At 57.1% G+C, this 20,194-nt stretch carries 22 protein-coding genes; 16 read left to right on the top strand and 6 right to left on the bottom strand.

Going from position 1 to position 20,194, the window contains the following annotated elements:
- Nucleotides 1-79 precede the first annotated feature (79 nt).
- Together sucC and mdh are read right to left on the bottom strand one after the other, a co-directional pair.
- Nucleotides 80-1,273, bottom strand: a complete 1,194-nt coding sequence (gene sucC, locus ACR0FB_RS14590) for an ADP-forming succinate--CoA ligase subunit beta (protein ID WP_152456830.1) — start codon at nt 1,271-1,273, stop codon at nt 80-82.
- A 309-nt stretch (nt 1,274-1,582) separates the two neighbouring features.
- Entirely contained in the window at nt 1,583-2,545 is a 963-nt protein-coding gene (gene mdh, locus ACR0FB_RS14595) for a malate dehydrogenase (protein ID WP_117870353.1), read from the bottom strand.
- Between the two features lie 167 nt (nt 2,546-2,712).
- Here mdh and ACR0FB_RS14600 point away from each other — a divergent pair, with 167 nt between their 5' ends.
- Nucleotides 2,713-3,468, top strand: a complete 756-nt coding sequence (locus ACR0FB_RS14600; RefSeq protein ID WP_480621344.1) for a sulfite exporter TauE/SafE family protein — start codon at nt 2,713-2,715, stop codon at nt 3,466-3,468.
- Here ACR0FB_RS14600 and ACR0FB_RS14605 read toward each other — a convergent pair whose 3' ends face one another.
- Nucleotides 3,469-3,774 carry a hypothetical protein gene (locus tag ACR0FB_RS14605; RefSeq protein WP_171724268.1) on the bottom strand — a complete coding sequence of 102 codons (306 nt, stop codon included), beginning with the start codon at nt 3,772-3,774 and terminating at the stop codon, nt 3,469-3,471. It lies immediately after the preceding gene.
- Between the two features lie 170 nt (nt 3,775-3,944).
- On the opposite strand from ACR0FB_RS14605, the gene ACR0FB_RS14610 reads away from it, so the two are divergent.
- The 13 genes from ACR0FB_RS14610 (at nt 3,945) to ACR0FB_RS14670 (ending at nt 13,762) form a co-directional block, all read left to right on the top strand.
- Complete coding sequence (locus tag ACR0FB_RS14610) at nt 3,945-4,802, top strand: HpcH/HpaI aldolase/citrate lyase family protein (protein ID WP_152456833.1); 858 nt, start codon at nt 3,945-3,947, stop codon at nt 4,800-4,802.
- 6 nt (nt 4,803-4,808) lie between these two features.
- Nucleotides 4,809-5,363 (top strand): NnrU family protein, encoded by a 555-nt coding sequence (locus ACR0FB_RS14615; protein ID WP_171634936.1) that lies wholly within the window; start codon nt 4,809-4,811, stop codon nt 5,361-5,363.
- Nucleotides 5,364-5,375: 12 nt separating this feature from the next.
- Nucleotides 5,376-5,582 (top strand): DUF1737 domain-containing protein, encoded by a 207-nt coding sequence (locus tag ACR0FB_RS14620; RefSeq protein ID WP_171634933.1) that lies wholly within the window; start codon nt 5,376-5,378, stop codon nt 5,580-5,582.
- Nucleotides 5,582-6,610, top strand: coding sequence for a MaoC family dehydratase (locus tag ACR0FB_RS14625; protein ID WP_171634931.1), 1,029 nt, complete (start codon nt 5,582-5,584; stop codon nt 6,608-6,610). The genes ACR0FB_RS14620 and ACR0FB_RS14625 overlap by 1 nt, the downstream gene beginning before the upstream one ends.
- Nucleotides 6,611-6,664: 54 nt before the next feature.
- The gene (locus ACR0FB_RS14630; protein ID WP_171171150.1) at nt 6,665-7,327 is read left to right on the top strand and encodes a DUF1194 domain-containing protein; all 663 of its coding nucleotides are present in this window, start codon (nt 6,665-6,667) and stop codon (nt 7,325-7,327) included.
- 214 nt (nt 7,328-7,541) lie between these two features.
- The gene (gene sdhC, locus ACR0FB_RS14635) at nt 7,542-7,928 is read left to right on the top strand and encodes a succinate dehydrogenase, cytochrome b556 subunit (protein WP_152456838.1); all 387 of its coding nucleotides are present in this window, start codon (nt 7,542-7,544) and stop codon (nt 7,926-7,928) included.
- A gap of 13 nt (nt 7,929-7,941) precedes the next feature.
- Nucleotides 7,942-8,313, top strand: a complete 372-nt coding sequence (gene sdhD, locus ACR0FB_RS14640; RefSeq protein WP_117870336.1) for a succinate dehydrogenase, hydrophobic membrane anchor protein — start codon at nt 7,942-7,944, stop codon at nt 8,311-8,313.
- An 18-nt stretch (nt 8,314-8,331) separates the two neighbouring features.
- Complete coding sequence (sdhA, locus tag ACR0FB_RS14645) at nt 8,332-10,137, top strand: succinate dehydrogenase flavoprotein subunit (protein WP_171634928.1); 1,806 nt, start codon at nt 8,332-8,334, stop codon at nt 10,135-10,137.
- 24 nt (nt 10,138-10,161) lie between these two features.
- Entirely contained in the window at nt 10,162-10,761 is a 600-nt protein-coding gene (locus ACR0FB_RS14650) for a class I SAM-dependent methyltransferase (RefSeq protein ID WP_171634926.1), read from the top strand.
- 147 nt (nt 10,762-10,908) lie between these two features.
- A complete protein-coding gene (locus tag ACR0FB_RS14655) occupies nt 10,909-11,535 on the top strand; it encodes a sulfotransferase (RefSeq protein ID WP_171634924.1) in 627 nt (208 codons plus the stop codon).
- Nucleotides 11,536-11,566: 31 nt separating this feature from the next.
- Entirely contained in the window at nt 11,567-12,346 is a 780-nt protein-coding gene (locus ACR0FB_RS14660; protein WP_152456842.1) for a succinate dehydrogenase iron-sulfur subunit, read from the top strand.
- 121 nt (nt 12,347-12,467) lie between these two features.
- Entirely contained in the window at nt 12,468-12,608 is a 141-nt protein-coding gene (locus ACR0FB_RS14665) for a hypothetical protein (protein WP_210093330.1), read from the top strand.
- Between the two features lie 290 nt (nt 12,609-12,898).
- Nucleotides 12,899-13,762 carry an urea carboxylase-associated family protein gene (locus tag ACR0FB_RS14670; protein ID WP_171634920.1) on the top strand — a complete coding sequence of 288 codons (864 nt, stop codon included), beginning with the start codon at nt 12,899-12,901 and terminating at the stop codon, nt 13,760-13,762.
- A 37-nt stretch (nt 13,763-13,799) separates the two neighbouring features.
- Here the strand turns inward: ACR0FB_RS14670 and deoD are convergent, their stop codons facing one another.
- From deoD to ACR0FB_RS14685, 3 genes are all read right to left on the bottom strand, one after another.
- On the bottom strand, nt 13,800-14,510 hold the full coding sequence (gene deoD / locus ACR0FB_RS14675; protein WP_171634918.1) for a purine-nucleoside phosphorylase: 711 nt from the start codon (nt 14,508-14,510) through the stop codon (nt 13,800-13,802).
- Nucleotides 14,511-14,527: 17 nt separating this feature from the next.
- Complete coding sequence (locus ACR0FB_RS14680) at nt 14,528-14,845, bottom strand: H-NS histone family protein (RefSeq protein WP_171634916.1); 318 nt, start codon at nt 14,843-14,845, stop codon at nt 14,528-14,530.
- A 124-nt stretch (nt 14,846-14,969) separates the two neighbouring features.
- Nucleotides 14,970-16,937 carry a methylmalonyl-CoA mutase family protein gene (locus ACR0FB_RS14685; protein ID WP_480621340.1) on the bottom strand — a complete coding sequence of 656 codons (1,968 nt, stop codon included), beginning with the start codon at nt 16,935-16,937 and terminating at the stop codon, nt 14,970-14,972.
- A 144-nt stretch (nt 16,938-17,081) separates the two neighbouring features.
- Here ACR0FB_RS14685 and ACR0FB_RS14690 point away from each other — a divergent pair, with 144 nt between their 5' ends.
- Together ACR0FB_RS14690 and ccrA are read left to right on the top strand one after the other, a co-directional pair.
- Nucleotides 17,082-18,446, top strand: a complete 1,365-nt coding sequence (locus tag ACR0FB_RS14690; RefSeq protein ID WP_171634912.1) for a 1-acyl-sn-glycerol-3-phosphate acyltransferase — start codon at nt 17,082-17,084, stop codon at nt 18,444-18,446.
- Between the two features lie 136 nt (nt 18,447-18,582).
- Nucleotides 18,583-19,866, top strand: coding sequence for a crotonyl-CoA carboxylase/reductase (gene ccrA / locus ACR0FB_RS14695; protein WP_480621337.1), 1,284 nt, complete (start codon nt 18,583-18,585; stop codon nt 19,864-19,866).
- Nucleotides 19,867-20,194 lie beyond the last annotated feature (328 nt).

The raw sequence follows: 20,194 nt of genomic DNA on the forward strand, positions 1-20,194 counted from the left end.
CAGCCTTGCGCGGCAATGTTTTTCAGCTTGGTTTTAACCGCGATGGGGCGGGCCCGAGGCCAGCCCCACTTGAACAAGCTTACCCCTTGACCGCCTTCACGATCTTTTCGGCGCCGTCCTTCAGGTTGTCCGCCGCGATCACGTCCAGGCCAGAGGTATTGATGATCTCTTTGCCCTTCTCGACATTCGTGCCTTCCAAACGGACGACCAGCGGTACTTTCAGGCCAACTTCTTTCACAGCGGCCACAACGCCCTCGGCGATGACGTCACAGCGCATGATGCCGCCGAAGATGTTGACCAGAATGCCTTTGACCTGCGGGTCCGAGGTGATGATCTTGAACGCTTCGGTCACTTTCTCTTTGGTCGCGCCGCCACCCACGTCGAGGAAGTTGGCAGGCTCGGCACCATAAAGCTTGATGATGTCCATCGTCGCCATCGCCAGACCGGCACCGTTGACCATGCAGCCGATCTCACCATCCAGTGCGATGTAGTTCAGGTCGTACTTGGAGGCTTCCAGTTCCTTGGGGTCTTCCTCGGTCGTGTCGCGCAGTTCGGCGATGTCCGGGTGGCGGTAGACCGCGTTGCCGTCAAAGCCGACCTTGGCGTCCAGCACCTTGAGATCGCCGCTGTCCGAGACGATCAGCGGGTTGATTTCCAGCATCTCCATGTCCTTCTCGACGAAGGCTTGATAGAGCTGACCCATCAGTTTGACGCATTGCTTGACTTGCGGGCCTTCCAGACCCAGCGAGAAGGCGATGCGGCGACCGTGATACGGCATGTAACCGGTGGCCGGATCGACCGAGAAGGACAGGATTTTCTCGGGCGTCGCTGCGGCCACTTCTTCGATGTCCATGCCGCCCTCGGTCGAACAGACGAAGGAAATGCGGCTGGTCTGGCGGTCCACCAGCAGGGCCAGGTACAGTTCACGCTCGATGCCCGAGCCTGCTTCGATATAGATGCGGTTGACCTGCTTGCCTGCCGGACCGGTCTGATGCGTGACCAGTGTACGGCCCAGCATCTTTTTGGCTTCTTCAGCGGCTTCTTCAACCGATTTGGTCAGACGAACACCGCCTTTTTCACCGGCGTCGGCCTCTTTGAACGAACCCTTGCCGCGACCACCTGCGTGGATCTGTGCTTTGACAACCCAAAGCGGGCCGTCCAGCTCACCTGCTGCGGTTTTGGCTTCTTCGGCGCGCAACACGGCGCGACCATCGGACACCGGTGCGCCATAGCTGCGAAGGAGGGCTTTGGCCTGATATTCGTGAATGTTCATCGAAACTGTCCCGTCTGACTGCGTTTAATCGTTATAGGGGTGTCTAGCGGGCAAGTTTAAAGGGTTTTTTGATGCTCAATGGGTTTTTAGCGAAGATTTTCAACATTTGTGATCACGGGTTTTTAGGGTGTGATCACAAAATTTCTGATGCGGCAAAACGATTCGAAAAAACTGCGCCGCGTCAGAAAATCACATTCGAAAAAAGGGATTTGCGGCGTTTGCGCCAACATTTGCGACCGGGACGTGCGCGGACCAAAAGAAAACCGGCCCTGAAACGGGCCGGTCTGTTATTCGGACTTCAGAGCTGTTTTACGCCAGCGAGCTGTCGATGCCCTTGCATGCGTCGATCAGACCCTTCACGGCGTTCACCGAGTTGTCGAACCCTGCCTGCTCGTCTTCGTTCAGCTTGATGTCAACGATACGCTCGACGCCGCCTGCGCCGATCACGGTCGGAACACCGACATAGAGCCCGTCTACACCCAGTTCGCCGTTGCAGTAGGCCGCGCATGGCAGAACGCGCTTCTGGTCTTTCAGATAGGCTTCGGCCATTTCGATCGCCGACGTTGCAGGCGCGTAGTAGGCCGAACCGGTTTTCAGCAGGCCAACGATTTCGGCGCCGCCGTCACGGGTGCGCTGCACGATGGCGTCCAGTTTCTCTTGCGTGGTCCAGCCCATCTCGACCAGATCAGGCAGCGGAATACCGGCAACGGTCGAGTAACGGACCGACGGCACCATGGTATCGCCGTGGCCGCCCAAAACGAAGGCGGTGACGTCGCGCATCGAGACGTTGAACTCTTCCGACAGGAAATGTGCAAAGCGTGCCGAGTCAAGCACCCCTGCCATGCCACAGACCTTGTTGTGCGGCAGGCCCGAGAATTCGCGCAAAGCCCAGACCATCGCGTCCAGCGGGTTGGTGATGCAGATCACGAACGCATCGGGTGCGTGGGCTGCGATGCCTTCACCGACCGACTTCATGACTTTCAGGTTGATGCCCAGCAGATCATCGCGGCTCATGCCCGGTTTGCGGGCCACGCCTGCGGTCACGATGCACACATCCGCGCCAGCGATATCGGCATAGTCGCTGGTGCCTTTCATCGAGGCGTCGAACCCTTCCGAAGGGCCGGATTCAGCGATGTCGAGCGCCTTGCCCTGAGGCAGCCCGTCTGCGATGTCAAACAGGACAACGTCACCCAGTTCTTTGACAGCTGCGAGATGTGCGAGCGTGCCACCGATGTTCCCCGCGCCGATCAGCGCAATCTTGGGTCTGGCCATTTGGAATTTCTCCATATCCGGTCGGTATTGAAATCGCGGTCGTGCTAGTCGTTAAAACGTCAATAGGCAAGAGTTCTGCGACGTGGCATACAACCGCATACTGTTTGCAGGCCTTGCTTTGATTGCGCTAAACGGCCTTTGAGACAAGCCAAAACCGGGACTGTCACATGTTCGAATTGAACTTGATGTTTTTTGCCGTGGCGATCCCTGCCGTGATCTTTGCCGGTATTTCAAAGGGCGGTTTCGGTTCCGGCGTGGCATTTGCCTCGTCGTCGATTCTGGCCTTGATCCTGACGCCCGGGCAGGCTTTGGCCTTGATGCTGCCAATCTTGATGGTGATCGACGTGGCCACGTTGGGTCCCTATTGGAGGCGGTGGAGCTGGCCGGATTCCCGTCTGCTGATCCTTGGCGCGCTGCCCGGTGTGGCGGTGGGTGCGTGGCTTTACCGTGCAACGGATGATGATCTGTTGCGTCTGCTGATCGGTGGCATCTCGGTCGGGTTCGTAATCTGGCACATCGCGCAGTCGAAAGGGTGGGTGCGCGGGTTTGCCAGGCGATTGCCGCCGTCTTCCGGTTTGTTTGCCGGGCCGGTCGCGGGTTTCACAAGTTTCGTCAGCCATGCCGGCGGTCCTCCGGCAGCGGTCTATCTTTTGTCGCAACGCCTGACGAAAACCGAATTTCAAGCCAGTACGGTACTGGTTTTCTGGGTGATCAATATCGCGAAATTCATCCCCTATGCGTATCTGGGTATGTTTACATGGCAGACGTTATGGGCGGATTTGCTGCTGACACCCTTTGCGATCCTGGGGGCATGGCTGGGCGTCCGGGCACATTTCATGTTGTCCGAACGCCTGTTCTTCGGGCTTGCCTATGTGCTGTTGACGCTCACCGGCAGCAAGCTGATCTGGGACGCGCTTACCTGATCAGGCATTGGGTGGCAGCGCCTCGACCACCTCTTCAAAAGCCTGACCCGAAGCCACAAAGCAGGTGATCCCGTTTGGCAAAGTCACCGTGATCGTCCAACTGCCGGTTTCGTCCGAGGCAAAAAGCTCCATGACGGCGCCTTTCCGGGCCAGTCCCAAACCCCTGCGCGTTTCGCCATAGGCCTCGTGCAACCGTTCCAGCACAGCCTCTCTGGGCGCACAGTTTTGACCCTGAGCGTGCACATGTTGCGCGGCCAGGACCATGATCCCAAGCCCCATCGTCATCTTGAACACCGTCTTTTGCATGCCGCACCCTTTTTGATTCCAGCTGCCGATCAGGGTGCGTGGCAAGGGACGAAATCCGGTTAAGGGAACGCACGTTGCGTCGGGTTTGCTGCGGTGCGGCGATTTTGTGCTTGAACTTTCCTGCAAAAAATGTCCCATTCCGCGCAACTTTATTTCAATGGGAGTGGTCCATGGATCCTCGTCTGCGCCCCTATCGTTCGGTTCTCTACATTCCTGGTTCGAGGGACCGGGCCCTGGACAAGGCCCGATCTTTGCCTGTGGATGCGATCATCTTCGACCTGGAAGATGCAGTTGCAGCGGACGAAAAAGAAAACGCTCGCGAAACGCTGAAAGGGGCCTTGGCCGCTGGGGGCTATGGTGCGCGGGTCAAGATCGTCCGGATCAATGGGCTGGACACCGAATGGGGGCGTGCCGATGCCGAGGCGGTGCGCGACATGGATGCCGATGTTGTCCTGTTGCCCAAGGTGAATTCGGCGGCTGACGTGGATGCTCTGGCGGCGATCACCGGAGAATTGCCGATTTGGGCCATGATGGAAACGCCGCGCGGAATGCTGAACGCTGCCGAGATCGCGGCGCATCCGCTGATGGCCGGATTCGTGATGGGCACAAACGATCTGGCCAAAGAGCTGCAAACCCGCTTTCGCCCCGATCGCCTGCCGATGATGACTTCGCTGGGTCTGTGCCTGTTGGCCGCCAAGGCCGAAGGGCTGATCATCATTGATGGCGTTTACAACGCTTTCAAGGATGCCGAGGGTCTGGCCGCCGAGTGTGCGCAGGGCCGCGACATGGGCTTTGATGGCAAAACACTGATCCATCCGGCCCAGGTCGATGTGGCCAACACGGCCTTCGCACCATCGGATGACGAGATCGATCTGGCCCGCCGCCAAATTTCGGCATTCGAAGAGACCGAAGCGCAAGGGCAGGGTGTTGCCGTCGTGGATGGCAAGATCGTTGAAAACCTGCACGTTGCAACGGCCCGTGAAATTCTGGCAAAAGCAGAGGCGATTTCAGCTTTGCAAGCGGGGTAAGCCAGCATGGGCTTTGTTCTTCTGATCTTGGGCGTGGCACTGTGGTGGGCCGCGCATCTGTTCAAACGTGTGGCGCCTGAACGCCGTGCCGCGATGGGCGACGGGGGCAAGGGTGCAGTAGCCCTGGCGCTGGTAGCGTCGATCCTGCTGATGGTGTTCGGCTATCGCATGACCGACTTCATTTATGTCTGGGCGCCGCCGACCTTCCTGATTCACGTCAATAATCTGTTGGTTCTGATCGCGATCTTCATGATGAGCCCCGCGGGCACCAAAGGCCGGGTGCTGAACAAGTTTCGCCATCCGATGCTGGGTGGTTTCAAGCTGTGGGCCTTTGCGCATTTGCTGGTGAACGGAGATCTGGCCTCGATCATCCTGTTCGGCGGTCTTCTGGCATGGGCCGTGGTCGAAGTTGTTGTGATCAACAAGACCGAACCCGACTGGACGCCCAGTGAGCCGGGAACCTATGGCAAGGATGCCATGTTCTTTGTGGCGTCGATCGTGCTGCTGGGGATTATCGGATATATCCACGGCCTGGTCGGTCCGTCTCCGTTTGGCTCATGAGGACCTGACCCCATGGCGAAACTCTATCGTTTGTTGACCGAAGAAGACACGTCAGCCTTCTGCCACAAAGTGTCAGATGCGCTGGCGAAGGGATGGGAGCTGTACGGCGACCCGTCCTATGCCTTTGACTCAGCCAACAATGTAATGCGGTGTGCGCAGGCTGTGACCAAAGAGGTCGACGCCGACTATTCCCCCGACATGAAACTGGGACAGCAGTAATGGTAAAAACAAATCCGGGCCGATTTTTCGAGGATTATTCTGTGGGGCAGGTGTTGCATCACGCCGTGCCGCGCACAGTGACCGAGGGCGAACGCGGTTTGTATCACGCGCTTTATCCCGCGCGTCACGCGCTGTATTCTTCGGACGAATTTGCCCGGGATTGCGGTTTGCCGGAAAGTCCGCTTGATGATCTGGCGGCGTTTCATCTGGTGTTCGGCAAAACGGTTCCGGATGTCTCGTTGAACGCGGTTGCCAATCTTGGCTATGGCGAAGGCCGCTGGCTGAAACCCGTCTATGCCGGTGATACCCTGCGATCTGTGTCCGAGGTGATTGGCGTCAAACAGAATTCCAACGGGAAAACAGGTGTCGTCTGGGTCCGCACCCGTGGATTGAACCAATTGGACGAAGTCGTCATCGAATATGTCCGTTGGGTGATGGTGCGCAAGGCAGACGTGAATGCACCAGCGCCCGAAACGGTTGTTCCCGAATTGAAGAAGGCCTTGACGCCCCAGGATCTGATCGTGCCCGAAGGTCTGGATTTCTCGAATTACGATTTCGCTTTGGCCGGTGAAGCGCATCGTTGGGGCGATTATGAAATCGGAGAGAAAATCGACCACGTGGACGGCGTCACCGTGGAAGAGGCCGAACACATGCTGGCCACGCGATTGTGGCAGAACACCGCCAAGGTGCATTTCGACCTGACGTTCCGCCCGGAAGGCAGGTTGATCTATGGCGGGCACGTGATCTCGATGGCGCGGACATTGTCGTTCAATGGGCTTGCGAACGCGCAGATGATTGTCGGCCTGAATGGCGGCGCGCATGCCAACCCATGCTTCGCGGGCGACACGATCAAGGCCTGGTCCGAAGTTCTGGATAAGGCGGAAACCGGTGTTCCCGGCGTGGGTGCGATCCGCCTGCGTCTGGTGGCGACAAAGGGTGGTGATCCGTTCGTGTTGAAGAATGACGAGGGCCGGTATTTGCCGGATGTTCTTCTGGATCTCGATTATTGGGCGCTCATGCCGCAATAGGCCTGCTGACGGTAATGTGAGCCATTTGCGTGCAAGCCGTGTTAGGCTTGCACCATGCATATTCTGCGCGCGATATTGACCAGCGTTTGTCTGGCGCCGGCGGCTCAGGCCTGCGATCTGGCGCTGGCCTTGGCGGTTGATGTTTCCGGCTCGGTCGACGCCAGCGAGTTTCGTATCCAGATGGACGGGTTGGCCGCTGGTCTGCGCGACCCGATCGTGTCCGAGGCATTGGTTCGTGGTCAGGCTCAGTTGATGCTGGTGCAATGGACCGGGTCGTCGCGCCAGCAGGTCACGATCCCCTGGACTCGAGTCGACAGTTTCGCGGCGCTGGATCGTTTTGCCGATCAGGTTGCCGAAGATCCACGCATCTGGCGGAACTTCTCGACTGCGATTGGCGAGGCGCTGCACACGACGCTGGACGCGTTTGAGTCCGTATCCGATTGCAAACGGAGACTGATCGATCTGTCTGGGGACGGCGTATCCAATGAAGGCGTCGAACCGACGCAAGTTCACGCGGCTTTGCGGGACCGAGGCATTGTCGTCAATGCGTTGGCCATTGAAGAAAGTGAACCGGACCTGACGGCCTATTTCTTTGAGAATGTCATCGTGGGCGAAGGCGCTTTTGTCGTTTCGGCCTCGGGCTTCGCGGACTACCCGGAACGAATTCGCAAGAAACTGCTGCGCGAAGTGACGCAGCAAACAGCGGGCCTGAAATGACAGTCAGGAGATTCGTGATCACATGCCTTTGATCTTGAAATCGCTAACATTGATGAAGGGGAATGTTAAATGTGATCACGACAATATTTTGTGTGATCACATACCGGAATAATCCGTCAAATTGCGCTGAATTTAGTGGTTTTTGCACCCGCAGCACGTGACAGTGTCGCAAAAAACAGTAAAACGTTCGGTAGCCAACCGAAAAGGAGCCGCCATGGCCGATGTAAATCGGGGCAACCGCCCACTTTCGCCGCACCTGTCGATCTATCGTCCACAGCTGACGTCGGTCACATCCATCCTGACACGCATCACCGGAAACGCGCTACTGCTGGCGGCGCTGCTGATCGTCTGGTGGTTTCTGGCCGCAGCAACGTCGCCCGAGGCCTTCGCCGTTGCGAACGGAGTGATTACTTCGGTGCTTGGCGATCTGGTGATGGCTCTGTCCGTATGGGGTCTTTGGTATCACACGCTGGCCGGTGTACGGCACCTGATCTGGGACAATGCGATTGGGCTGGACCTTCCCACAGCGACAAAGCTGGGCTGGGCCGTTGTCATCGGATCGGTCGTGCTGACCCTTCTGACCCTTGTCATCGTCGCGTGATTGGAGGCCTGACATGCGTTATCTGACCGACCGCAAACGCGCCGCTGGCCTTGGCTCGGCGAAATCCGGCACCGCCCATTTCTGGGCGATGAAAGTCAGCTCGGTGGCTCTGCTGATCCTTGTGCCTTTGTTTGTTTTCACCTTCGGCCCGGTTCTGGGTCAGCCGTTTGACGTGGTACTTGAATACTATTCGCGGCCCTTCCCTGCCATCGTGGCAGCACTGACGCTGGCAGTTGGCTTCAAACACTTCGCAGACGGTGCGCAGGTGATGCTTGAGGACTATGTTCACGGCACGCTTGAAAAGGTCCTGATCATTCTGGTGACCTGCCTGTCCTACGGTGCGGCTGCGGCCGGTATCTTCGCCATCGCGCGCATTGCCCTCTAATTCCCGGAGCTGAAAGAAATGGCTGCATACGAATACGAAACGCATGAATATGACGTGGTCGTTGTTGGCGCCGGTGGGGCCGGTCTGCGGGCGACATTGGGTATGGCGGAACAAGGCCTGCGTACGGCCTGCGTGACCAAGGTTTTCCCAACCCGTTCTCATACCGTGGCCGCGCAGGGTGGCATTGCCGCGTCGTTGTCGAATATGGGCCCCGACCATTGGCAATGGCACATGTACGATACCGTCAAGGGCTCGGACTGGTTGGGCGATACCGACGCGATGGAGTACCTTGCCCGCGAGGCGCCAAAGGCGGTCTACGAGCTGGAGCACTATGGCGTTCCGTTCAGCCGTACGGAAGAGGGCAAGATCTATCAGCGCCCCTTCGGTGGACACACCACTGAATTCGGAGAAGGTCCTGCGGTACAACGCACCTGTGCAGCCGCCGACCGGACCGGCCACGCGATTCTGCATACACTGTATGGGCAGTCGTTGAAGAACAACGCCGAGTTCTACATCGAATATTTCGCCATTGACCTGGTCATGTCCGAAGACGGTCAATGTCAGGGTGTCGTCTGCTGGAAGCTGGACGATGGCACCATGCATGTCTTCAACGCCAAGATGGTGGTATTGGCGACCGGCGGCTATGGCCGTGCCTATTTCAGCGCCACCTCGGCCCATACCTGCACCGGCGATGGCGGCGGCATGGTGGCCCGTGCCGGGCTGGCCTTGCAGGATATGGAATTCGTTCAGTTCCACCCTACCGGCATCTACGGTTCGGGCTGTCTGATCACCGAAGGCGCGCGCGGCGAAGGCGGGTACCTGACAAACTCGGAAGGTGAACGGTTCATGGAGCGCTATGCGCCCCAGTACAAGGACCTCGCACCACGCGATTACGTTTCGCGCTCGATGACCATGGAAATCCGCGAGGGACGTGGCGTAGGGGCCGAAGGGGATCACATTCACCTGAACCTCAGCCACTTGCCTGCCGAAGCTCTGGCGGAGCGCCTGCCCGGTATCTCGGAAAGCGCCAAGATTTTTGCGGGTGTGGATGTCACGAAGGAACCGATCCCGGTTCTGCCCACCGTGCATTACAACATGGGCGGTATCCCCACGAACTATTGGGGTGAGGTTCTGAACCCAACTGCCGAGGATCCGACTGCGGTCGTTCCCGGTTTGATGGCCGTTGGCGAAGCCGGTTGTGCCTCGGTCCACGGTGCGAACCGACTGGGGTCGAACTCGCTGATTGACCTTGTGGTCTTTGGCCGGGCGGCGGCGATCCGGGCTGGTAAGGTTGTCGACGCCGAATCCCCCAACCCGGTTCTGAACCAGGCGTCGGTCGACAAGGCGTTTGACCGTTTTGATGCGGTGCGTAACGCCAGCGGTTCAATCCCAACCGCCGATCTTCGGCTTGAGATGCAAAAGACCATGCAGGCGGATGCGGCCGTGTTCCGAACCGCCAAGACCATGGCCGAAGGCGTCGAGAAGATGACGGCGATTGCCGCAAAGATGGACGACCTGAAGGTCACAGACCGTTCGTTGGTCTGGAACAGCGATCTGATGGAAACCCTTGAACTGACCAACCTGATGCCAAACGCGCTTGCCACCATCGTCGGCGCCGAGGCCCGCAAGGAATCCCGAGGGGCCCACGCGCATGAAGACTTCAGCGAGCGTGATGACGAAAACTGGCGTGTTCACACGGTCAGCCGGGTCGAGGGCAACAAGGTTGAGCTCAGCTATCGTCCGGTCATCGTTGATCCGCTGACGACCGAGGACCAAGGCGGTATCAGCTTGCAGAAAATCGCGCCCAAAGCGCGGACGTTCTAAGGGCTGGTCAGGAACAGGGGCGAGATGGCAGAGTTTTCTTCGACCGATTATTGGCAACGCCGATATGAGCGCGGCAAGACCTCGGGAGCGGGGTCTTACGGGCGTCTTGCTGTCTACAAAGCGAATTTCATCAACACGATGGTCGAGATGGAAGGCGTGGACTCGGTTGTAGAATTGGGATCGGGCGACGGAAATCAGGCGCAATTGTTTGATATCCCGAATTATACCGGTCTAGATGTCTCGGACCTCTGCGTTCGGCGCTGCAACGAAGTTTTTCGATCCCGCCCCAATTGGGTGTTCAAAAACGCCGATTCCGAGGTTGAGCCGCATGACGTTTCTCTTTCGCTGGATGTCATTTATCATCTGACCGAAGACAGCGTTTTCGAAAACTACATGCGGCGGTTGTTCGGACTGGCAAAGCGTTTTGTCGTTATCTATTCGTCTGATTTTGACCAGAACCCTTCCAACCAGCATGTGCGCCATCGCCCGTATTCCCTGTGGGTTGAAGAATTCATGCCCGGCTGGCAGCTCTATTGTGAAGAAGAGAACCCGTTTGCCGTCAAAGGGCATGCGCATGCCTCAAAGAACAGCTTTGCCGCGTTCAAAGTGTTCGAGCGGAGTTGAACGTGTGACTGGCGCAAGCACCATATCAACCCGGGAAGCCAAACAAGCCGCTTTTGATCATGTCACATGCCGGAGGGGCGTTCAAAAAAGCGCAAGTCATGGTGAAATCCCAGGCGTGCCAAGGCGTATGCTTTGCTGGTGCCCGCAATGACGGTCGAGAAACTCAAATCCGGGCAAAGCGATCCCAAGATCATCCTGATCGGCTTGAACCGCTGTGCGACGACCTCGTTTCACAAGCTGTTTCAGAACAGCGGGATTCCTTCGGTGCATTGGGAAGATGAACAGGGTCTAAACCTTGCACATCGGATGGTAACCAATATTGCCATGGGGCGCAGACCGCTGGATGGGTTTGGTGCCGTCCGGGCCTTCACCGATATCGCCTTTGTCAATTCGCGCTTCATGCTGGACGGCGCGCGGTTCTTTCGAGAGCTGCACGCGGCTTACCCCGACGCCTTTTTCTTGCTGAACACGCGCAATCGCGATGACTGGATCGCATCACGTGCCAACCATTCCGGCGGTAGGTACCTAGAGCGATGCTGCAAGGCCAATGGACAGACGGCCGACGAGGTAAAACGGGGCTGGGCGCATATGTATGACGTGCACCATTCCGAGGTCGAAGCTTTCTTTGACGACAACCCGCGCTTTCTGCGCTTTGATATCGACCGGGACGATCCGCAAAGCCTTGCGGATTGGCTTTCGCCGGATTTCGACGTGAACATCGCCCATTGGGGGCATTATAACCGAGGGGCGTCTGAATGCGCCCGGACAGGCTGAAAGGCGGCCTTGTGCTGAATGGAGAATTGACATGGTTCAACTGACCCTGCCCAAGAATTCCCGGATTACCACCGGCAAGACCTGGCCAAAGCCGGACGGCGCCACGAACGTGCGCAAGTTCCAGATCTATCGTTGGAACCCCGATGACGGGCAGAACCCGCGTGTCGACACCTATTTCGTTGATATGGATACGTGCGGTCCGATGGTACTGGACGCGCTGATCAAGATCAAAAACGAGATCGATCCGACGTTGACGTTCCGCCGGTCTTGCCGCGAAGGCATCTGTGGATCTTGCGCGATGAACATCGACGGGATCAACACGCTGGCCTGTATCTATGGCATGGATGAGATCAAGGGCGATGTGAAAATCTATCCGCTACCGCATATGCCGGTGGTCAAGGACCTGATCCCTGATCTGACTCATTTCTATGCCCAGCATGCGTCCATCATGCCGTGGCTGGAAACCAAGACCAATCGCCCTGCGAAGGAATGGAAACAATCCATCGAAGATCGCAAGAAGCTGGATGGTCTTTATGAATGCGTGATGTGCGCCAGCTGCTCGACCTCATGCCCCAGCTACTGGTGGAATGGTGATCGCTATCTTGGCCCCGCGGCCTTGCTGCATGCCTATCGCTGGATCATCGACAGCCGGGATGAAGCCACTGGTGAGCGTCTGGATGAACTGGAAGATCCGTTCAAGCTCTACCGCTGTCACACCATCATGAACTGCGCCAAGACCTGTCCGAAAGGTCTGAACCCGGCCAAGGCGATTGCCGAGATCAAGAAGATGATGGTCGAGCGCGCGGTCTAAACACAGGCCCGATTTGCGATTTTCGCATGTCCATCTTGCAAAAATAGGCGATGCAGCCCCGGCTGCATTGCCTTATTTTTTTGGCAGGGAGGAGTGATGAGCTTTAGTCAGGATCACTCCAATGAGCAAAGACACATCCAAACGGAAAAGCGACGCCCAAGACGCGCTGGAACTGCTTGAACAGGCATGGGCCTATTACACGCCCGAACCTGCGAAGGCTGACAAGGAACCAGAGCTTTTCGAATACGCAAACGCAGCCTGATACAGGCTGCAAGGCTTGCAAACTGACGGTTTATCGGCAAAGCAGAGGGATGCCTGTTCTTCTGCTTCTTCTGGCGGCCGGCGTGTTTGCCTATTTCCTCTGGCGCTCGCGCCATTCCGGGCTGACACGTGATTGCAGGTGGCGGCAGGACAAGAGCCACGGCATCTGGCGGTGCAGCTTCTGCGGTGCCGAAATCACTGCACTGGACCAACCTTTGCAGTGTTTGAAGGCGCGTGACCCCTGAAAGATAGGGCTTTCCGAGGGTTGAATAATGCGCCACTCTGCCCGGCATGACCGTTTCAGAAAACACTCTCCACCCGCCTGAAGATGCCGAAGCCCGTCGCGCGGTTTCCCCTGTCATCTGTTACCCGAACGAGGCATTGCCGCGACCGGATGTGACTTGGATGAAGTCCCTTCGCGAACGCGCAAGCAAAACGGGCGAAGTGCTGGTGCCGCCACGTGATGCACGTTGTTTTGAAGTGCCTGCCGGCCATTTCTTTCGCATCACTTCCGTCGAGGGGCCGCAGGTTGGCGATCTGAACCTCTGGAACCGAAACGACCTGTCGGAACGCTTCTATTCCGGAAAAACCCGGGCGCTGCATGGCACGCATCTGACCACCGGAGAGCGGATGTGGTCCAGTTTTCCTCATCTGCGCCCGATGGCCACGATTATTGCGGATACGCTGGAGTGGTACGGGATCGATTCCTATGGGGGGTCGGTTCATGACGTCATCGGCACGCGATGCGATCCGTATACGGGCAACCTTTTGTCCGGTACGCAATATCATCATTGTTGCCACTCCAACCTGACCCGCGCGCTTGCGGATCACCTCAATATTCCGCTGACCGAAGCCGAACCAGCGGTGCACGACGTACTGAACGTCTTCATGTGTACCGGTTTCACCCGCGACACGGGTCAGTACTTCATGAAAGCCTCACCCGTGCGCCCCGGAGATTTTCTTGAATTTTTTGCCGAGATTGATTTGCTGGGAAACCTCAGCGCCTGCCCGGGCGGGGATTGTTCCTCGGAACATTCCTCGGACACGGCTGCATGCCACCCCTTGCTGGTCGAGGTATTCGCTCCTGCCAGTGGTGATTTGAAGGGGTGGGACAGCCCTGCGAGCAATGGTTATGATCGCTCGCACGGGCGTTAGCAAAGGCAGGCACCCGTTTCCTCGTGCCTGCCCACCATCAGCTGTTGGGGAACGCAGCCTGAAGCGCGATTTCCACCATTTCACCAAAGCTGCTTTCACGTTCTGACGATGGCAGGGCCTCTCCGGTCAACAGGTGGTCGGAAACAGTGAGAACGGCCAAGGCGCGGCATTTGTGGCGCGCCGCCAGGATATAGAGTTCGGCCGCTTCCATCTCGACCCCCAGAATGCCGTGACGCACCATCTGTTCATTGAGATCTGGACGTTCGTCATAAAAGACATCTGACGAGTAAATTCCACCAACATGGGTCGGCGTTCCCTTCGCGGCGGCCGCTGTGGCGGCAGCTTGCAGAAGCCCCCAATCGGCGCAGGGCGCAAAGTTGAGCTCTTTCATGATGCCGCGCGACGGCGTGCTCAGCGTGGTTGATGTCATGGCCAGAATAACGTCACGAATTTTGACGCTGTCCTGCATCCCCCCGCAGGATCCGATGCGGATCAGGGTTTTCGCATCGTAATCGCGGATCAACTCGTTTACATAAATGGAAAGGGACGGCATTCCCATGCCGCTTCCCTGAATTGTTACGGGGTTACCCTTCCAGTTTCCGGTAAAGCCAAGCATTCCCCGAACGTTATTGACCTGTTTGGCATCATCCAAAAACGTCTCGGCCGCCCATTTCGCCCGGTAGGGATCACCGGGCAATAGAACGGTTTCAGCTATTTCGCCTTTTTCGGCGCCAATATGAATTGTCATTTTCCAAATCGCTCAGATTAGATTTCCAGATCAGAAATATCCGCGCCTGCCGTCAGCGCGTCATGCACCCATTGAGGTTTGCGGCCGCGACCGGTCCAGGTTTGATCGGGATTCTCCGGATTACGGTATTTAGCCTTTGTTTTTGTTGGCTTAACACTGCGCGACGTTTCTTCGGACAGTTCAGACAAAGAGAAGCCGAATTCTGCCGCAGCCTTTTCTGCAGCTTTCAAAGCCTCCTGACGTTCGCGTTTTTCTGCCCTGACCAAAGCTTTTTCAATGTCATTGCGCAAAGCCAAAAGGTCTTTGCGTGACATATTCTCTAGATTGATCCCCATCATTCTTCTCCATCAGATAATAATTACGGTGCACATGAGCGCGCACCGTAATTCCAATTATCAGCGTATTCCATCCCGAATTTTTCAGAGACGGAAACAGGAGAAAAAGTGCCTTGCAGCTAATTTACTCTGCGGCGAGGTTCCGAGGATCCGCCAGAGTAACAATATCGCCCATTATCGAATTGAGTTCGAAGTTTTTCGGGGTGTAGACCTTGGCCACACCCATGGTTTTCAGTTTTTCGGCATCTTCGTCCGGAATAATGCCGCCCACCACTACTGGGATATGAGATAACCCTGCCTGCCGCAGACGTTCCATGACGTCTTTGACCAGTGGAAGGTGGCTGCCGGACAGGATCGACAGTCCAATGACATGCGCGTCATCTTCGCGGGCGGCCGCAACGATTTCTTCGGGTGTCAGGCGAATGCCCTCATAGCTGATGTCCATACCGCAATCGCGGGCACGGAAGGCGATCTGTTCGGCACCGTTGGAATGGCCGTCCAGCCCGGGTTTGCCTACAAGGAACTTCAGACGCCGGCCCAGCTTGTCGCTGACGGCATCAACGGCGGCACGCAGGTCGTCCAGCCCTTCGGTCTTGTTCGAAACAGACCCCGAAACACCAGTTGGGCCGCGATAGGTTCCATAGACTTTGCGCATTTCTTCGGCCCATTCGCCCGTTGTCGCGCCGGCCTTTGCGGCGGCAACGGACGGTTCCATGATGTTTGCCCCGGTCTGTGCCGCTTCACGCAGCGCGGCCAGGGCAGCGGTTACGGCCGCTTCGTCCCGTTCTGCGCGCCACGTGTTCAGGCGGTCGATCTGTTCTTGTTCCACGGCAGGATCAACAACCATGATGCCACCGTCTTCGGTTTGCAGGGGTGATGCCTCGCCTTCGATCCATTTGTTCACACCAACAACAACGGTTTCATTGCGTTCGATCCGGTTCAGGCGTTCAGCGTTGGAATCCACCAGTCGGGACTTCATGTATTCGATCGAAGCGACCGCGCCGCCCATCGAATCCAGGTTGGCCAGTTCGGCCCGCGCGCCTTCTTTCAACTCTTTCACCTTGGCATCGACAGCGGGGTTGCCATCGAACAGGTCATCGTATTCCAGGAGATCGGTTTCGTAGGCCAGGATCTGCTGCATCCGCATCGACCACTGCTGGTCCCACGGGCGCGGCAGACCCAGCGCCTCGTTCCAGGCGGGCAACTGCACCGCTCGGGCGCGGGCATTCTTCGACAGGGTAACGGCCAGCATCTCGATCAGGATGCGATAGACGTTGTTTTCGGGCTGCTGCTCGGTCAGGCCCAGAGAGTTCACCTGCACGCCATAGCGGAATCGACGGAATTTCGGATTTTCAACGCCATAGCGTTGTTGCAGGATCTCATCCCAAAGATCCACGAAGGCACGCATTTTGCACATTTCAGTGACAAAGCGGATGCCGGCATTCACAAAAAAGGAAATCCGGCCGCAGAGCGCCGGGAAATCCTCGGCAGGTACACGTGGGCGCAATTCGTCCAGCACGGCGATGGCAGTGGCTAGGGCATAGGCCAGTTCCTGCTCTGGAGTCGCGCCCGCCTCTTGCAGGTGATACGAGCACACGTTCATCGGGTTCCATTTCGGAACATTGGTATAGCAATACTCGGCCACGTCCGCGATCATCTTGAGCGACGGCTTGGGCGGGCAAACATAAGTGCCGCGGCTCAGGTATTCCTTGATCAGGTCGTTTTGAACCGTGCCCTGTAGTTTGGATACATCCGCGCCTTGCTCTTCCGCGACGGCGATATAAAGCGCCAAAAGCCATGGCGCAGTGGCGTTGATCGTCATCGATGTGTTCATCTGCTCAAGCGGAATCTGGTCAAACAGAACCCGCATGTCGCCCAGATGACAGACCGGCACACCGACCTTGCCGACTTCACCGCGGGCCAAGGTGTGGTCGCTGTCATAGCCTGTTTGCGTGGGCAGATCGAAGGCCACGGACAGACCGGTTTGGCCTTTCGCAAGATTCCCCCGATAAAGCGAGTTCGAGGCTTTGGCCGTGGAATGACCGGCATAGGTTCGGATGAGCCAGGGGCGATCTTTCTGCGTCTGCGTCATAGCGGGGCCTCGCGCTTCAGTGGGCAATAAAATTACGTCTTAAGGTTCTAAAGCGCAATTTTCGGGACATGTCAATTCGCTGCGTTGCGGCATGTCGCAATTGTTCAGATTGTGGGCGGCTGTGATTGGTGGCAATCTGCCGCCATGACGCAAACCGTGGAACTTCCGCTTTGGCTTTTCGTGCTGATCGTGGTCTTTGCCATGGTCACTTTCGCATCGCATTTCCTGTTTCCGTCCGTCCGCTGGTTTTTCCGTCGCAGACTGGAACGCGCGGTGGCGCGCCTGAACCAGCGCCTTCAACGCCCGATCCAGCCCTTCAAGCTGGCGCGTCGGCACGACATGATCCAGCGCTTGATTTATGATCCGCAGGTCGGCCAGGCGGTTCAGCAACATGCCCGTGAAACCGGCATGCCCGAGGCCGTCGCCTCGGAGCAGGCACGTCGTTATGCCCGAGAGATCGTTCCGTCCTTTTCCGCCTTCGCCTATTTCAGCTTTGCGATCCGGTTGGCCCGCTTGCTGAGCAACACATTCTACGAGGTGCGGCTTAGCTATCAGGACGAAGAATCCGTCAGGAGCATTGACCCCGAAGCTACGGTTGTCTTTGTCATGAACCACCGGAGCAACATGGATTACGTTTTGGTCACGTATCTTGCAGCCCGACATTCTGCACTGTCTTATGCTGTCGGAGAGTGGGCCCGGGTCTGGCCGCTCAGCCGATTGATCCGGGCGATGGGGGCGTATTTTATCCGGCGCAAGTCCGGCAGCGAACTCTATCGTCAGGTTCTGTCCACCTATGTGCGCCACGCAACCGAAGCCGGCGTAACTCAAGCCATGTTTCCAGAAGGCGGGCTGAGCCTGACCGGGGCTATTGCGCGCCCCAAGCTTGGACTGCTCAAATATATTATGGATGGAACGTCGCCACAGGGGCGCGATGTGGTGTTTGTCCCGGTTGCCCTGAATTACGACCGTGTGTTGGAAGACACCATCCTGACCCGCGCAGCACTTGGGACAGAGCGACGGTTTCGCGCACGGATCGGCGTCATCACGCGCTGGATAGTGAAACAGATCTGGCGTCGTTTGATCGGCCGATACAAGCGGTTCGGTCTGGCGTCCGTCCGGTACGGCAGGCCGATCTCTCTCAGGGAATTCCGGGCTGAAGGCAGTGACGACATGATGACGGATTTGGCCCGGGCGCTGATGCAGCGTATCCAGCATGCTATTCCGCTGGTGCCGGCACCAGCGGCCTGTTTGCTGGTGCGCGACAACGGCCCGATGTCCGAAGAAGACGTGCTGTCACAAATCCGACAGATGATGGAGCGCGATGATCCGCAGACCAAGGACAATTCGCAGGCCATATCAAATGCTCTGGATCAACTGGTTGAACGCCGGATTCTGAACCGACAGGGGAATATGCTGTCCGTATCAGGTCAGCGCGGCGATCTTCTGGACTATTACGCCGCATCCGTCCCAACGGATTCAAGTTACCAGGTTTCTGCAGCCGCAAAATAGCTTTCTGCAACCGCTGGGTCATAAAATTACAATATGGCACCAAAAACGGTTGCAATATTACTCATCGACCAATATTCCAGTCTGTGAAGCGCGCGATTCTGCGTCGCGGCAAAGGCACTGAACAGAGGAGGCCGGCATGGCTTTGGACACCGAAAGTGGTATCGCGTCGTACGAGGCACCTGAAAAAGATCTGTATGAAATGGGTGAAATCCCACCCATGGGATATGTCCCAAAGCAAATGTACGCTTGGGCCATTCGCAAAGAACGTCATGGTGAGCCGAACACCGCCATGCGGCAGGAAGTTGTAGATGTTCCAACCTTGGACAGCAACGAAGTGTTGGTTCTGGTTATGGCCGCAGGGGTCAACTATAACGGCGTCTGGGCCGCTCTGGGGCAGCCGATCAGCCCGTTTGACGGTCACAAAGCACCCCACCATATCGCGGGTTCGGATGCGTCGGGCATCGTTTGGGCCGTTGGCGACAAGGTGAAGCGCTGGAAAGTTGGCGATGAGGTTGTGATCCACTGCAACCAGGACGACGGCGATGACGAGGAATGCAACGGCGGTGATCCGATGTATTCGCCCAGCCAGCGGATCTGGGGCTATGAAACGCCGGATGGCTCGTTCAGCCAGTTCACCCGCGTGCAGGCACAGCAGCTTATGCCGCGCCCCAAGCATCTGACATGGGAAGAAGCGGCGTGCTACACCCTGACGCTGGCAACCGCGTACCGGATGCTGTTTGGCCACGAGCCACACGATCTGAAACCGGGTCAGAATGTCCTGGTCTGGGGCGCATCCGGGGGTCTGGGGTCCTACGCAATCCAATTGATCAATACCGCAGGCGCAAATGCAATCGGTGTGATTTCAGACGAAAGCAAGCGTGATTTCGTTATGGGTCTGGGCGCCAAAGGTGTTCTGAACCGTCGTGACTTCAACTGCTGGGGTCAATTGCCCACGGTCAACACACCGGAATATGCCGAATGGTTCAAAGAGGCCCGCAAATTCGGCAAGGCGATCTGGGACATAACCGGCAAAGGCAACAATGTTGACATGGTGTTCGAACACCCGGGTGAAAGCACTTTCCCGGTATCGACCTTCGTTGTGAAAAAGGGCGGTATGGTCGTGATTTGCGCCGGAACATCGGGTTTCAACTGTACATTCGATGTGCGCTACATGTGGATGCACCAAAAGCGTTTGCAGGGCTCGCACTTTGCTCATCTGAAGCAGGCGGCAGCCGCGAACAAGCTGATGGTCGAGCGCCGCCTTGACCCCTGCATGTCCGAGGTGTTCACCTGGAATGACTTGCCCGAGGCCCACATGAAAATGTTGCGGAACGAGCACAAGCCGGGCAATATGTCCGTTCTTGTTCAGGCGCCGCGTACTGGTCTGCGTACCCTCGAGGAAGTCCTGGACGCAGGTTGATAACGCGCCAGGGTTGCAGACAAAAAACGCCCGCGAATCACTTTGCTGGTTCGCGGGTCTTTTGTGTTTTTCGGGCCTCTGACAATCTTTCAAATGCTTGCAATTTTGCCCATCGCTATTTTTGGGGAGTAGAAACCGGTGAATAGGCCAAAAAAGATCATACATGTTATGGTTGTGTTAACCCTTCGTTAACTGTTTCAGAGAGACCCTGATGGCGCAAAATGAGTGGATATTGGACGTATTGTCGGACCTCAATGCTTTCGCCGTTGCGAATGGTTTGACCGCGCTTGCAGAGCAGCTTGATGACACAAGACTGATCGCGGCTGCC

Source organism: Ruegeria sp. P10 (assembly GCF_056534925.1).

Bases quoted from the DNA above. Each gene is read 5' to 3' on its own strand.
- sdhC (WP_152456838.1), top strand. From the start codon at position 7,542: ATGGCCGATGTAAATCGGGGCAACCGCCCACTTTCGCCGCACCTGTCG.
- ACR0FB_RS14655 (WP_171634924.1), top strand. From the start codon at position 10,909: ATGACGGTCGAGAAACTCAAATCCGGGCAAAGCGATCCCAAGATCATC.
- mdh (WP_117870353.1), bottom strand. From the start codon at position 2,545: ATGGCCAGACCCAAGATTGCGCTGATCGGCGCGGGGAACATCGGTGGC.
- ACR0FB_RS14670 (WP_171634920.1), top strand. From the start codon at position 12,899: ATGACCGTTTCAGAAAACACTCTCCACCCGCCTGAAGATGCCGAAGCC.
- ACR0FB_RS14610 (WP_152456833.1), top strand. From the start codon at position 3,945: ATGGATCCTCGTCTGCGCCCCTATCGTTCGGTTCTCTACATTCCTGGT.
- ACR0FB_RS14665 (WP_210093330.1), top strand. From the start codon at position 12,468: ATGAGCAAAGACACATCCAAACGGAAAAGCGACGCCCAAGACGCGCTG.
- sdhD (WP_117870336.1), top strand. From the start codon at position 7,942: ATGCGTTATCTGACCGACCGCAAACGCGCCGCTGGCCTTGGCTCGGCG.
- ACR0FB_RS14690 (WP_171634912.1), top strand. From the start codon at position 17,082: ATGACGCAAACCGTGGAACTTCCGCTTTGGCTTTTCGTGCTGATCGTG.
- ACR0FB_RS14600 (WP_480621344.1), top strand. From the start codon at position 2,713: ATGTTCGAATTGAACTTGATGTTTTTTGCCGTGGCGATCCCTGCCGTG.
- ACR0FB_RS14660 (WP_152456842.1), top strand. From the start codon at position 11,567: ATGGTTCAACTGACCCTGCCCAAGAATTCCCGGATTACCACCGGCAAG.
- ACR0FB_RS14630 (WP_171171150.1), top strand. From the start codon at position 6,665: ATGCATATTCTGCGCGCGATATTGACCAGCGTTTGTCTGGCGCCGGCG.
- ACR0FB_RS14680 (WP_171634916.1), bottom strand. From the start codon at position 14,845: ATGGGGATCAATCTAGAGAATATGTCACGCAAAGACCTTTTGGCTTTG.
- ACR0FB_RS14620 (WP_171634933.1), top strand. From the start codon at position 5,376: ATGGCGAAACTCTATCGTTTGTTGACCGAAGAAGACACGTCAGCCTTC.
- ACR0FB_RS14605 (WP_171724268.1), bottom strand. From the start codon at position 3,774: ATGCAAAAGACGGTGTTCAAGATGACGATGGGGCTTGGGATCATGGTC.
- ccrA (WP_480621337.1), top strand. From the start codon at position 18,583: ATGGCTTTGGACACCGAAAGTGGTATCGCGTCGTACGAGGCACCTGAA.
- ACR0FB_RS14650 (WP_171634926.1), top strand. From the start codon at position 10,162: ATGGCAGAGTTTTCTTCGACCGATTATTGGCAACGCCGATATGAGCGC.
- ACR0FB_RS14685 (WP_480621340.1), bottom strand. From the start codon at position 16,937: ATGACGCAGACGCAGAAAGATCGCCCCTGGCTCATCCGAACCTATGCC.
- ACR0FB_RS14625 (WP_171634931.1), top strand. From the start codon at position 5,582: ATGGTAAAAACAAATCCGGGCCGATTTTTCGAGGATTATTCTGTGGGG.
- sdhA (WP_171634928.1), top strand. From the start codon at position 8,332: ATGGCTGCATACGAATACGAAACGCATGAATATGACGTGGTCGTTGTT.
- sucC (WP_152456830.1), bottom strand. From the start codon at position 1,273: ATGAACATTCACGAATATCAGGCCAAAGCCCTCCTTCGCAGCTATGGC.
- ACR0FB_RS14615 (WP_171634936.1), top strand. From the start codon at position 4,809: ATGGGCTTTGTTCTTCTGATCTTGGGCGTGGCACTGTGGTGGGCCGCG.
- deoD (WP_171634918.1), bottom strand. From the start codon at position 14,510: ATGACAATTCATATTGGCGCCGAAAAAGGCGAAATAGCTGAAACCGTT.